Consider the following 13,868-nt stretch of genomic DNA (forward strand, 5'->3'; position numbering starts at 1 on the left):
CCCGCTTTTTAGCGGGATACTTCTTGTAATGATGCAAACGGCAGGTTCAGCTTTTGAATCCGCATGACAAATTCCCGCAGATCCTCCTGCTTTGACACCATCGATATTCTGACATGCCTTTTTCCGTTGCTTCCGAATATTTCACCCGGTGTGACAACGACGTGGGCATGCTCCAGCAAATAATCGGAGAATTGGTGAGATGTTTCAAACGTTTTCGGAATTTCGGCCCATACGTAAAACGTTCCTTTTGGCTTTTCCATCTGCCAGCCCAATTCCTTTTCACACAGCTCCGTAAAAAAATCAATTCGTTCCTCGTAGATTCGTTTCAAGGATTCCGTTTGCTCCGGATCTCCTGAAAGCGCCGCACTCGCCGCGTGCTGCAGTCCGCCGAACATGCCGACAAATACATGATCCTGAAACTCATTGACGGCCTGAATGATCTTTTCATTCCCGACCGCAAACGCCATTCTCCAGCCTGCCATATTAAATGTTTTTGAAAATGAATAAAGCTCTGCCCCGACAGCTTTGGCATCCTCTGCCTCAAGAAAGCTGGCCGGTTTTTTATCGAATTCAAACGCGCCGTACGCAAAATCATGGATCAAGTGGATGTTGTGCTTTTTCGCAAAAGCAGCCGCTTTTGCATAAAAAGCCGCATCGGCCACAGCTCCCGTCGGGTTATTCGGATAATTTAAAAACATAAGCTTCGCTTTATCCAGCACGGCAGGATCAATCTTTTCAAAATCCGGCAGATAGCCATTTTCTTCATACAGCGGCATTTCGTGCAGCTCAGCTCGCGCCATCGTAATTCCTGACAAATATTCAGGGTAGCCCGGATTCGGGACCAAAGCGATGTCTCCCGGATTGAGCAGGCATTGTGTCAGCACATACAAGCCGGCTTTCCCGCCGCCGAAGAGTGCAACTTCCGTTTCAGGATTGATTGACACCCCGTATTCTCTTTTATAGAAATCAGCGATTGCTTCCTTCAAAAAAGGATAGCCTCTGAATGGGCCGTATCCGTGAAACGATGGATTCAGAGACGCCTCCCGCAAGGCCTCCACAATATGCGGCGGAGTGGGAAGGTCAGGGTTTCCCTGTCCGAGATTAATGATATGCGCCCCCGTTTTTTCCAATTCCTTCACCTTTTGAAAAACGAGAGAAAACTCTTGCCTTGGAAGTGTCTTGATGACGTCGGACGGTGTTATTTCCATCTAAAAGACTCCTTTTTGCTCCGTTTTGTTATCCCGTTCCAAAAACGATTTGTTGACGAGCTTCGTATGCAGAAACAATCCGCTTACCATCACAACAATCAGCCCCATAATGACCGGAGCGTTTAAAACGTTGATTAACATCGAACCAACAGAAATGCATAATCCGATTGACGCTTCCGCCACCGAAAAAATGCGCCCTTGAATCTGGTTTGCCGCGTTCTCCTGAACCTTCACCTTTGCAAGCACTTCCCCGTATTCCATCGCGATGAAAAAGAGGATAGCGGCGATGACCGAGACAGCGAAAATCGGCGTGAATAAAAACAGTGCCAGCGAGACAATCGATAAAACGGTAAAATACGTCAGGCCTCTATTGTTGTTAAAGCCCCATTTGCTGACAAGCGCCGCTCCGATGAAGCCGCCGAAGCCGATGCAGAACGTGAGTATAAAGTTACCGATTTCCCCGTCACCCAGAAAGCGGCTGACGATTGGAAAATAGCTGTACACAATTCCCCACAGCATCGCCATCGTAATCATCGTAAACATGGCATTTAATACGAAAGCATTGGTTTTGATTTCCTTGAGTCCTTCTTTAAAAGACTGAAAGGCCTCTTTTATGTTTTCAGATTGAATCGGCACAAATTGCAGCTTAATGCGGCTGATAAAAACGGCCGAAATCAAGTATGTCACACCGTTAAAAGCAACAGCCAGCTCTACAGATCCACCTAACAGAAAAAGCCCTCCGGCAGCCGCACCGACGATAATCGAGATGGTCGTCGCTTTTGCGAATAACGTGTTGATGTTTTTAATATCTGATTCCAATGAGGACATGACCGCAAGACGGGCAGGATTAAAAAACACACCACTTCCATAAGAGATAAACAGCAGGGCGAGAAAAATCAGCGGGTACTCGCCTTTTGGAAGAAATGTGAGCCCCAAAAAGATGAGGCCCCTGATGATATCCGTCCACAGCATGATTTTAACTCTATCTAACCGATCGACCAGAACCCCCAAAAATGGCTGAAATACCATCGGAATGCTTCTGACTACGATGACCCCCGATGTCACCCAATAATCATGATAATATGTAGACAAAATGAGCAGGGCAGGGAGAACACAATAGTCTCCCATAAATGATAGCGCCTGCCCGTAAAGTAAGTATTTAGAATTGGGCTTTAACTGTTTCATACAGGCAGCACATACTTTGCCGTCAATTTCGCATGCTGCTGAATTTGTCTGATGGATTCAGCCACATCCTGTGAATTGCTGCCTTTCAGTTCAAATGCAGCAATGGAATTGAAGGCTTCAAACAGTGTCAAATCAACTGATGTCCCTGGTGCTGCTGCCGAAAAAGAAACGATTTCTGTATCACCCTTCAAAAGCCCGTCCGGAATATCGATCGCTTCGATCACCAAATCCTCAACAGTTTCCGGAATCTGGCCATTTTGTTTAAAATGCTGAGGGTACAAATGGCAGTCGGCGACATAGTAAGGCTCTTGATCTAATAATCCGTCCGGCAGATTGGCGTCTTTTCCGAAGCAGAGAACATCTAATAATAATTGCGCCATATCAACGCCGAAGACCTTTTTAATATTAGGAATCATATTCCAGCCTGCGAATCTCGCTGCCGACTCTATTAAACCCGGTTCTCTGTTTTTCATTAGCTTGATCTCTGTATGTGTTGCGCAATTTTCCAGTCCAAGCCCTTCATTTGCCTTTTTGGCGGCTTCGACAATTTTCTTTTTCGCCTCTTCATCCAGAATGGACGGCGTAATGTGTGATGTTTCTGTAAATCCGATTTGCGGCGTTTTGTCATGAATGGCGATTGGGAAATACTCACCGTCTGCCATGATGCCTTCTATGCTGATATAGTCGGAGTACCCTTCTGTTTGATACCAGTCTCCATACTCACCCTGTAAAAATTCTTCAGCAATAAACGGTGCTTCAAACGTGACCGCCTTTGGCACGTTAATTGATTTCAGGTAGTCATTGACTCTGTTAAATTCATCTTCTGCCGTCTCAGTGTCCGTAATCAGCGTTACGCCGATTGAACTCGCTAAGTATGTAGGCTTTAGGATAAGAGGTGTGCCGATCTCTTCAAGTGCAGCACGAAAATCCTCTAGCGTTGTGACTCGTTTGTTTTTAATTGATTTGACTCCGGCCTTATTAAAAGCGTCTCTCATTTTATTTTTATCTCTGGCATTTTCGGCGGCCTGCACTCCGGCGCCCCTCAGGCCCAGACGTTCGCAGGCTTTTGCCATCGGGGCAATGAATAATTCATTGTTTGTTGTGATGGCATCCGCCCCAAACATTTCGGCAACCTTAACGATCTGCTCGACGACCTCTTCTTCAGGCTTGTCATGATCCTCATGCGCCCAATAAATGGAATCGGGATGCTCAAAATCAGCTAAGCTCTGAAAATAGTCTTTATCCTTTATGACCGCGACCGAGTATTTTTCAATCAGTGCTGCATGAGAGGCTGTAATTGCAAAAGGTCTTGGAATAAAGCTGACCAGGTTATATTTTTCAGCAGCGCTTTTATAAAACATGTGCGGCGGGCAGCCTCCAAGATCAGCGATGACCAATACTGTTTTTCTCTCCATATGTAAAACACTCCTTCTCTATTGTGCGGTGTATCCTCCGTCTGCGGTGATGGCGCTTCCGGTCATATAGCTTGATAAATCCGATGCTAAAAACAGCATCACGTTTGCGATTTCTTCGGGTTTCCCAAGCCTCAGCAGCGGATTTACCTTTGCCTTTTCTTTTTTGATCTCTTCAAGTGTGCCTTCATTATTTTCAAGGAATGATTTTTCATTTAGCGGTGTGTCAATAATCCCCGGGCATACGCAGTTGACACGAATTTGATGTTTCGCATAATCAACGGCCATCGACCTCGTCAGCTGCAAAACGCCTCCTTTGCTGGCGTTATAGGCAGGAATATCAGGCCATGCCACGAGCCCGCCGACTGAGCACGTATTAATGATGTTGCCCTTGCCGGCAGCGAGCATATGCTTGAGTGCGTGCTTGCTCATTAAAAACATGCCGGTCAAATTGACTTGGAGCACCTTGTTCCAATCGCTGAGCTCCATCTCGTGAATGGGAGCCACGATTTCGATGCCCGCATTATTAATCAATACATCCAGCCTTCCAAATGTATCGACCGCCGATTGAACAGCGTGCTGACAGGCAGATTCGTCTGTGATATCTGTTTGCACAAAGTGCAGCCTGTCACTATTTTCTTTCCGGACCATTGCTTCTCCCTGAGCCTCGTCAATATCCGCCACAACCACATTTGCCTGCTGGCTCAAAAAAGCCCGAACCGCCGCATAACCAATTCCTGATGCGCCTCCTGTTATGAGGACGGTTTTATCAGCGAGGTTCATGATTACTCATCCGCCTTTATTTTTTTTGCTTTTGCTCTGTTGTAGCGCGGCGGGAAGAAGATATTAATCGATTTTGATTCTTTTTCTGAACGGTTGATGGCGCCGTGATCTTCCCGAGGCTCACAGAAATAGGCTGTGCCGAATTCCATCTCGACTGTGCAGCCTTCGACCGTCATGTCATAACCGCCGCCGATGCAGATTCCGATTTGCTCATTTCGATGTTTATGGAAAGGCATTTCTCCGCCATTTCCAGGGATTTTGGCCAGCATGATTTCCACCCAATCCTCAACAAAGAACGTGACTTCCATGCCAGGCAATAGGTCTCTCGTTTTGAAAATATTCAAAAAATAGTCTTCAGGACTTGTATATGTTTCATCAGCTTTCAGCCGTTTGATATCAATGGCAATGACTTCTTGGTCTGTGTCGTTTCTTGCCCCATGAGGCACATGCGGCGGCGCAATGTAGGCAGATTCCAAGGCCGTCATTTTTCTTGTCACATCTCCGACAGTCATCATCAGCTCACCAGAAACAACCATGCCAATCTGGACTTCCTTATGCTGATGGGGTTCAACGTTGGTATGCGGCGGAACGTAAGACATTAACACCTCGGTGTCGCCGCGCACGGTTGAATACTGTCTCACTCCATTTTCCCATTCTATTAATTTCGGTGTCGGGAAATAAAGCTCCTGCATATCTTCTTTAGTTTTCATAATCAACGTCTCCTTTTCCGAATAATGACCAGCTCATAGGAATGCTTTTAAATGTTTTCACAAATGCAAGCCCGTACTTTTGCCGTGCAAGCTCATTGGTTAAGGCAATGTCATACAGGCCTTCTTTTACTTTTCTTGCAGCTTGACTGGTCGAATTGACCAGTTTGAAACGTACTTCTTTGCGGGTAAAATATTTGATTAAATTTATAGGTGATGGATGTGAAACAATAACAGATGTATCAAGCATATCGTCGCTGAATTCAAAATCAGGACGAACAGCCAGGCCGTACATTGGTGTATCACACCTGAAGATCTGCAAAAGCTGCAAATCCGGCCTCATGTAGAAATGCTTAATGCCGTCGTAAGCGTGTGGGACGATGGTATATTCCAGCGGGCTTTGAAGGGTCCTTTCGATGCATGATTCAAATGTATCATGCAAGGACAATTTACTGTTCAGCCCCTGTTGAAGAGTAAAATTGGAGATAAAATGCTTTGCTGCGTACTCACTGCTTGTCCCCTCAGGGCCGAGCGTGTTGACTGTAATCAGTTTGGATATTGAATCAGTTCTGTTTTTTGTCTGAATGCTATTATCCAATATAATCATGAGCACCAACCAATCTTTTAAAATTTTAAGTAAATTTTATCCAGCGACAAATGAACTGTCAACATTTTTTGAAAATATTGATAATTATCCCCATACAAACAAAAAAACCCTTAATAAAGGGTTTTTTGTTATAGGAATTTAGAAACTTTGTTTATTGGGATAAAGAATGATCGGCTTTCTGCTCATGCTTGCCGTACTTTTTATATGCGAATACACTGAGCACAAATCCGAGCACTGTGATGGCGGCGCAAATAAATCCGACAGCTGCATACCCGTATCCCACATATACAGGCCCCATCAAAGCAGAGCCTAATGTCACAGCCAGATTCGAGGCGAGGCTGTAAAACGCCATAATTTTCCCGCGATGACGCTCTGAGCAGTCACTTAAAATGGTGCTGAGCAGCGTCACCGTCAAGCTTTGCATTAATCCCCAAATAAATAGGCTGACGATTAACAGAATCATTGAAGCCGGCGCATATGCTAAACATGCCAGCAGCACGCTGATGACCCCTAGTGCAATCAATAGGGAGCGCATTTTTCCGATGCGGTCGGCCACCTTGCCTGTAATGACACTCATGGAAAACCCGATGCCGTAAATCATGATAAATAAGCCCGCTGCTGTGTTTCCTCCGGTAAAAACGTCCTGAAGATAGGAGCCTAAAAATGAATACATACCATAAAAACCAATCATATTACAGAAGGTTATCGTGATATAAACGGGTACACGCGGGACTTTCAGCGCATCCCGGAATGTTCCAGCCGGTTCTTCTTTTTCTTCCTTGCCGTTGTTTTTATGTTCGGCGTGGCGGCGCATTTCAAGCAAGATCAGCAAAACAACTAAAACGCCCATCAAAGCGAAAATCCAAAATGTCCATCTCCAATGCAGGACGCCGCCGATAAATGATCCGAGCGGCACACCGAAAATCAATGCCAGCGACCAGCTTGAAACGATCAGTCCCATCACCTTGCCCCTGTATGTATAAGGAACACGATCCCCGACAACTGCGTAAGCGGTCGGCACAAACGCTCCAGCAGCCAATCCCGAAAGTGCCCGGCCTAAAAAGAAGAAAAAGATATTTTGAGCTAAAGCGCATATCACTGTTCCTATAATAAAGATCATAAGTCCGGCCAGTAAACTAAGTTCTCTGGAATATTTATCGCCTAAAGGAACCAGGAGCGGCGCACCGATAAATATCATTACGCCGTAAATACTGATAGATAATGCAAGGACACTGACATCTGAGTTGAAGGCTTTTGCTAAATCCGGCAGCAGCGGTGAGATCACAAGCTCTTCAGACCCGGCCGCAAATACCCCCATCGTTAAAGCCAGTGCTAAAAATAGCGGAAAATGATGTTTTGTTTCGATGTCATTGTTTTGTTTGCTGTTCATTCTCCCTCAAACACCTCTTCCATAATCTTCTTATCATAAAGTTGAATTAAGTTTAGCATTGTTTTTTCACAATTTACAATTCGAACGAAACCTTTACAATTTTTATTATTTTCATTTAAATCTCAATATATATTTCTATATTTCATTTTAAAAACAAAGAGGATTTTAACGCGCAAAAAAGCTCTCCGGTTTCCGGAGAGCTTTTTCTATTGCGCCTCTGCCTGCTCTTTTTCTGTCGCTTCATGATTTATACGTTTTTTGAGGCTTAGATGATAGTACGCATAGCAGAAAATAATGATCGGCACGCCGCAGTACAGGCCGATTCTTTGATCCGGAATGAAAATAAGGCTGATCAATACGCATGCGTATAAACCAAATCCGAGAATCGGGACTAGCGGATATAAAGGCGTTCTGAACTCCAGGTCATTCACGTTTCCGCCTTCAGCGAGGAAACGTCTGCGAAAGAAAAATTGCGACGCACAAATGGACATCCACGCGACAACTGTCACCATGCCCGAGATTGAGATACACCATAAATACACCGTTTCTGCAGCCATGACACTTGTCAGCAGCGAACAGCCGGAAATGCCGAGTGTAATCAGCAAGGCATTCATCGGCACGCCTTTTTTTGTCAGTCTGGTGAGGAAGGACGGGCCCATTTGATTTGATGAAAGGGACCACATCATGCGCGACGCCGCATACAAACCCGAATTGGCAACAGATAAAATCGCCGTTAAGATGACAAAGTTCATGATATCAGCCGCAAATGGGATGCCGATTTGATCGAGCACCGCTACAAACGGGCTTTCAATGACCCCCGCCGTTTTGTACGGAAGAATGGCAACCAAGACGAACATAGCAAGCACAAAGAAAAACAGTGTGCGCCAAATGACATTTCGAATGGACTTTGGCAGTGTTTTTTCCGGATTTTCACTTTCCCCTGCCGCAATGCCGACAAGCTCCGTCCCTTGAAAGGAGAAATTCACCATAACCAGTGTAAACATAACGGCCAGCACCCCATTAGGGAAAAGGCCCCTATCAGTCATAAAGTTAGACAAAAATGGCGTTTCCTGTCCGCCTTTAAAGTCAATCAAGCCAAACACAGCAGCGCCGCCGATCACGATAAATAATACGATCGCTGCCACTTTGATGCTTGAAAACCAAAATTCCATTTCGGCAAAGCTTCTGACAGACAGCGCATTAATCAAAAAGATGACGATACCAAACACGAGACACCATATCCAGATCGGAACGGAGGGCAGCCACCTTTGCATCAAAATGCCCGCTGACGTCAGCTCCAAGCCTACTGTATTCGCCCAGCTGAACCAATACAGCCAGCCGATCATAAAGCCTGTCGACGGTCCCAGAAATTTAGTGGCGTAGGCCTGAAACGATCCGGCCACCGGCATGGCAACAGCCAGTTCTCCTAAACAAAGCATGACAAGATACATTAAAAATCCGCCGATGATATACGCGGCAATGGCGCCGAGCGGTCCTGCCTGGCTGATGGTAAAACCGGAGCCTAAAAACAGCCCGGTTCCAATCACCCCTCCCAAGGCAATCATAAACAAATGCCTGCTTTTCATGCTGCGCTGCAATTCATTTTTATGATTCTGCATCATCCTTCTCCCTTCAGTTCTTGTGTCGTGATGGTCATCCGGTAGCTTTGCAAAAGGTGAACAGTGGTCTGCTGTATGAGGTGGGGCAAAACGTGAAATGTGTACGGCTTATAGACTCGTTCTGTCCATTTATGACCATCTTTTCCGTATACGCCCATGTTGATGGATGGAATATTCAGCTTGCGTATATCCTTGAACGGAATGGTTCCAATCATATTCCACCCAGGGAAGTTTCTGATAAAGGAATGAATTTCACCATCGGTTTCGTGCAGCGATAAGAAACTGCCGTCTGCCAAGTAGGGGAAAAACTTTTTGAAGACAAATGTTTCGCCTGTCGATTCAGCGGTTTTGTCAGCCGCTTCTTTAATCACATGCTGCAAAAGCTGATCTCTTGCGCTATCTTCTTTTAAATAGTTATGCGGCAGGTAGGGAGGTGCGTAAAATAGAATGACTTTTGCGCCTTGATCGGGGTCAAGCTTTTGAAGCTCTTCGATTGCCTTAAAGCATCTTATACGAAGTTCAAGGTGCTCATTGGCTTTGAATGTTTGCTCGATACACTGCTCAGGATCTACGCCGCGGCTTCTCAGCTTTTCTAAGTATTGCTCCAGACTGTACACTTGAATGTCCCATGATAAATGTTTCTTCGGAAGATCGGTTCTTTTTACATATTCTTCGTAATAATCTGATAATTTTTGTTCTGTGTCCCGGCACGCTTCCTCAGCGACTTCAATAAGCAGGTCCATAATTTCCTTTGCTGTTCTTTCATAAATAAAATAATTGAAATACAAGCAGCTGCTGACAGCCGTTTGCACATTATAGGCTTCTTTGTTATCACGCTGATACAAACAGGATGGGGGCAGAACCAGCTCGCCTTCGATCTTTTCTGCCAGATGAATGTTATTGTGAAGACGGCTTGTGATTTCAGATGAAATCAAATTTGGATCAATCCCTGCCAGCGTATCGCCAACATGGACTTCCCGCCCGTAGATGTAAAAGCAAGGCAGCAGTTTTCCCGCGGCTCCGGTGTAGATATATCTTGTCTTATCACCATCGTAAAGCGGCGTAATAAAATCTGTATTAATAGCAGCCAGATAGTGAAGCTGTTTTTCTTTTTTGAGCCGGTTCAGCTCTGAAATGCTGGCGAGAACGCCGGAATGCTGACTCTCCTCATCCGGATTTGCCATAAACAATAGATTTCCCGGCAATGTATCGAGGTTCTCTGAAAAATGCAGGAGATTGGCTAAATGAACGGCGATGCCGCTTTGCATATCGACAGATCCTCTTCCGAACATCCACTCGCCCGATTTGGCATCCCGCTGAACGTCTTGGTCGAACTCATAACGGCTGAAGTACGCGGCCAATTTTTCACAATCAAAAGCGATATCCTTTAAAGGGCCGAAATCTTCAATTCCGACTGTATCCAGATGGGCATGGTAAATGACAGTATTTCGGCTTTCTCCATGTCCTTCAATAAACGCAAAAATATTTTTGCGATTGTATGGGTCGTTCGGAATGGCCTGTTCCCACACATGACTAGGGTTTTCCTGAAAATAAGGATAGCTCATGATTACTTCTTTGATGAAATCTGCTTTTGTCCCTTCTCCGACAGTGCCGTTCACACTGCTGAGACTGACCAGAGATGTTGTCAGTGCCTCCACTCTTTCAGCCGGCTTCATGTGACTGATTTTTGTATACAGCATAAATTATCCTCCTGATCAAAAAGTTGAAATCGTGCGATCCGCTAAAGAATCGCACGATTTTATTTCTCTCAAATCAAAAAGCTTCGGACGTTGTTTTGGCTTGCATATGAAGAATTAAATAATCCGGGCCGCCTGCTTTTGAGTCTGTTCCGGACATATTAAAACCGCCGAACGGCTGATAGCCGACAATCGCTCCGGTACAGCCTCTGTTGAAATATAGGTTTCCGACATGGAAATCCTCACGCGCCCGTTCAATGTGCGCACGATTTTTCGTCAGCAGAGCGCCTGTTAATCCGTATTCCGTGTTATTTGCAATCTCCAGCATATGATCGAAATCACGCGCTTTGCAGATCGCAACAACCGGGCCGAAAATTTCTTCCTGCATCAGGCGCGCGTTTTCATCAACATCTGCAAAGATCGTCGGCTGAATAAAGTAGCCTTTTGAATCATCGCCTTCGCCTCCGGCCAACAGCTTGCCTTCAGATTTGCCGATTTCAATGTATTTCATGACTTTGTTGTAGGACGCTTCATGGATCACGGGCCCCATATACGTATCAGGATCTTCCGGATTGCCGAGAGCCAGCGTTTTGGTCAGCGCCACAGCTTTTTCCACCACTTCATCATAGATATCCTGATGGATGACCGCGCGGGAGCCTGCTGAACACTTCTGTCCTGAATATCCAAACGCTGAATACACGATAGAGGATGCAGCGAGGTCAAGATCAGCGTCTTTGTCGACAAGCACTGTGTCTTTTCCGCCCATTTCAGCAATGACCCGTTTCAGCCATTTTTGGCCCGGCTGCACTTTGGCAGCACGCTCATAAATCCGGCAGCCGACTGCACGGGAACCTGTAAATGAGACAAACCGTGTTTTCGGATGCTCCACTAAGAAATCACCAATTTCCGCTCCATCTCCCGGAATGTAATTCAGAACGCCGTTTGGCAAGCCCGCTTCCTCCATGACCTCGACAAATTTTGCAGCTACTACGGGCGCTGCGTCAGCCGGTTTTAAGAGAATCGTATTTCCTGTCACAATTGCTGCCGCCGCTGTTCCTGCCATAATCGCAAGCGGGAAATTAAATGGAGAAATGACAATGCCGACGCCAAGCGCTTCGTAATGGTATTGATTGAACTCGCCTGCCCGGCTCTTCACCGGAGCCCCTTCCTTGAGGTTTAACATTTGGCGCGCATAGAACTCCAAAAAGTCTATCGCTTCGGCCGTGTCCGCATCGGCTTCCTTCCACGGTTTTCCCGCTTCCTTCACAAGATAGCTTGAAAATTCATGCTTTCTTCTGCGCAAGATAGCCGCTGCTTTAAAGAGGATATTCGCGCGGTGCTCCGGTCTTTGTTTTTTCCATGATTCAAATGCCTGCAGTGCGGCTTGCATCGCTTTTTCAGCAAGCTCTTGATCCGCTGTTGATGCGTACCCAATCACCTCTTCTTTATTTGCCGGGTTAATGGAAACCATTTTGCGGTCCGTTTCAATTTTTTCTCCATTTATCACAAGCGGATAATGCTTGCCGAGCTGAGTGTTTACAAATGCCAATGACTCTTGAAATGCTGTTTTATTCTTTGCTTCCGTAAAATCAGTAAATGGTTCGTGCGCGTATGATACTGTCATATGTAGTCCCCCTCATGTCATGAAATATGTCTGCGCATGAATAAAAATGCAAGAATCATGCCAATATTTTGTCTCTTCCTAAAAAAACTTGTTGAATTGTACAGAAATTTGTCTAACAGGAGAACACCTTTCTCTATTTCCAATCCTGAAACGCAAAATTTTTTTGCTATTTTCGCTTTTCCCGCAAAGAATAAATGCAAAATTTTTTGCGATAGAAGGGGATATCTCCCCTTCCGAATTTATACCCACCCGCGGAATCGCGATGCCTCTGCCGATTTTCTGATGCCCGTCATGTAAGCAGCCAAGCGCATATCCACTTTATGTGTTGCCGCTGTCTGATAAATCGTTTCGAACGAATTGACCATGACGTTTCTCAGTTTTTCTGCAACCTCTTCTTCTGACCAATAATATCCTTGGTTGTTTTGCACCCATTCAAAATAAGAAACCGTGACGCCGCCGGCACTCGCCAGAATATCAGGCACGAGGAGCACGCCTCTTTCATTCAGGATCTTAGTGGCATCAATGGTTGTCGGGCCATTCGCCGCCTCGACGACGATTGACGCCTGAATGTTGTGTGCGTTTTTGGCTGTGATTTGATTGGCGATCGCCGCCGGCACTAAAATATCGCAATCTTTTTCAAGCAGCTCCTCATTTGTGATGACGTCTGTAAATAAATTGGTGACCATGCCGAAGCTGTCCCGCTTATCGAGCAAATAAGGGATATCAAGGCCGTCCGGGTTGTAGAGCCCGCCATGGGCATCCGAGATCCCGATCACCTTCGCGCCGGCATCATGCATGAATTTGGCCAGAAAGCTGCCAGCGTTTCCAAAGCCCTGTATGATGATGCGCGCGTTTTGCAGCTTGATCCCTTTTTTCTTAACCGCCTCTTCAATACAAATCGTGACGCCCTGTGCCGTTGCGGTTTCCCGGCCTTGCGATCCGCCTAAAACGAGCGGTTTCCCTGTGATAAAGCCCGGAGAATCAAATTCCCGCAGCCGGCTGTACTCATCCATCATCCATGCCATAATTTGCGAGTTGGTGTACACATCGGGAGCCGGAATATCCTTTGTCGGACCGACGATCTGGCTGATGGCACGGACATATCCCCTGCTCAGCCTTTCCAGTTCTCCGAATGACATTGTCCGCGGATCACAAATAATACCGCCCTTTCCGCCGCCGTAAGGAAGATTGGCAATCCCGCACTTGAGCGTCATCCAAATGGATAATGCCTTTACTTCCTCTTCATTGACTTCAGGATGGAAGCGCACGCCTCCCTTTGTCGGACCAACCGCATCATTGTGCTGCGACCGGTACCCTGTGAACACCTTGACGCTGCCGTTATCCATTTTGACCGGAATGCGGACGGTGAGCATTCTCTGCGGCTCTTTCATGAGTTCATACATATCGCCCGGATAGCCCAGCTTTCGAAGGGCTTCCTTAATGATCGTTTGGGTAGACAAAAATAAATTTAGAGCTTCTTTTTCCTCATCTTTCGCGACTTGCTTTGCTGACATCTTTTTCACCTCATTGTTTTTTTGGCCGCTTGAAAATGTAAGCGCTTTAAACAATCAGCCGGCCAATTCCCTTCTTCAGTGGATTCACCCTTATGATCATGCAAGATCCGTACCAGTTTTTT

At 45.9% G+C, this 13,868-nt stretch carries 11 protein-coding genes; all 11 read right to left on the reverse strand.

The features are described 5' to 3' along the window. Positions 1–8: 8 nt before the first annotated feature. The 11 genes from bacF to rocG all read right to left on the reverse strand — a co-directional run bounded on the left by bacF (position 9) and on the right by rocG (position 13,746). Complete coding sequence (gene bacF, locus LWH95_RS14755; protein WP_232919879.1) at positions 9–1,208, reverse strand: transaminase BacF; 1,200 nt, start codon at positions 1,206–1,208, stop codon at positions 9–11. Next, complete coding sequence (gene bacE, locus LWH95_RS14760) at positions 1,209–2,393, reverse strand: bacilysin exporter BacE (protein WP_084993934.1); 1,185 nt, start codon at positions 2,391–2,393, stop codon at positions 1,209–1,211. Further along, positions 2,390–3,808: an alanine--anticapsin ligase gene (gene bacD, locus LWH95_RS14765; protein ID WP_232919880.1), complete on the reverse strand. Its 1,419-nt coding sequence runs from the start codon at positions 3,806–3,808 to the stop codon at positions 2,390–2,392. The genes bacE and bacD overlap by 4 nt, the downstream gene beginning before the upstream one ends. Before the next feature lie 18 nt (positions 3,809–3,826). Beyond that, a complete protein-coding gene (gene bacC, locus LWH95_RS14770; protein WP_232919881.1) occupies positions 3,827–4,588 on the reverse strand; it encodes a dihydroanticapsin 7-dehydrogenase in 762 nt (253 codons plus the stop codon). A gap of 2 nt (positions 4,589–4,590) precedes the next feature. Continuing rightward, positions 4,591–5,298: a 3-((4R)-4-hydroxycyclohexa-1,5-dien-1-yl)-2-oxopropanoate isomerase gene (gene bacB, locus LWH95_RS14775; protein WP_060399751.1), complete on the reverse strand. Its 708-nt coding sequence runs from the start codon at positions 5,296–5,298 to the stop codon at positions 4,591–4,593. Continuing rightward, positions 5,288–5,902, reverse strand: a complete 615-nt coding sequence (gene bacA / locus LWH95_RS14780) for a prephenate decarboxylase (RefSeq protein ID WP_060399752.1) — start codon at positions 5,900–5,902, stop codon at positions 5,288–5,290. The genes bacB and bacA overlap by 11 nt, the downstream gene beginning before the upstream one ends. Positions 5,903–6,053: 151 nt before the next feature. Then, positions 6,054–7,292 (reverse strand): MFS transporter, encoded by a 1,239-nt coding sequence (locus LWH95_RS14785; protein WP_133485588.1) that lies wholly within the window; start codon positions 7,290–7,292, stop codon positions 6,054–6,056. A 206-nt stretch (positions 7,293–7,498) separates the two neighbouring features. Beyond that, positions 7,499–8,911, reverse strand: a complete 1,413-nt coding sequence (locus LWH95_RS14790; protein ID WP_232919918.1) for an amino acid permease — start codon at positions 8,909–8,911, stop codon at positions 7,499–7,501. Next, positions 8,911–10,611: a M20 family metallopeptidase gene (locus LWH95_RS14795; RefSeq protein ID WP_232919882.1), complete on the reverse strand. Its 1,701-nt coding sequence runs from the start codon at positions 10,609–10,611 to the stop codon at positions 8,911–8,913. The genes LWH95_RS14790 and LWH95_RS14795 overlap by 1 nt, the downstream gene beginning before the upstream one ends. Positions 10,612–10,684: 73 nt before the next feature. Further along, positions 10,685–12,232: an L-glutamate gamma-semialdehyde dehydrogenase gene (gene pruA, locus LWH95_RS14800; RefSeq protein ID WP_232919883.1), complete on the reverse strand. Its 1,548-nt coding sequence runs from the start codon at positions 12,230–12,232 to the stop codon at positions 10,685–10,687. A 239-nt stretch (positions 12,233–12,471) separates the two neighbouring features. Continuing rightward, complete coding sequence (gene rocG / locus LWH95_RS14805) at positions 12,472–13,746, reverse strand: glutamate dehydrogenase (RefSeq protein WP_084993949.1); 1,275 nt, start codon at positions 13,744–13,746, stop codon at positions 12,472–12,474. Positions 13,747–13,868 lie beyond the last annotated feature (122 nt).

Source organism: Bacillus sp. G16 (assembly GCF_021282335.1).
GTDB classification, from domain to species: domain Bacteria; phylum Bacillota; class Bacilli; order Bacillales; family Bacillaceae; genus Bacillus; species Bacillus inaquosorum.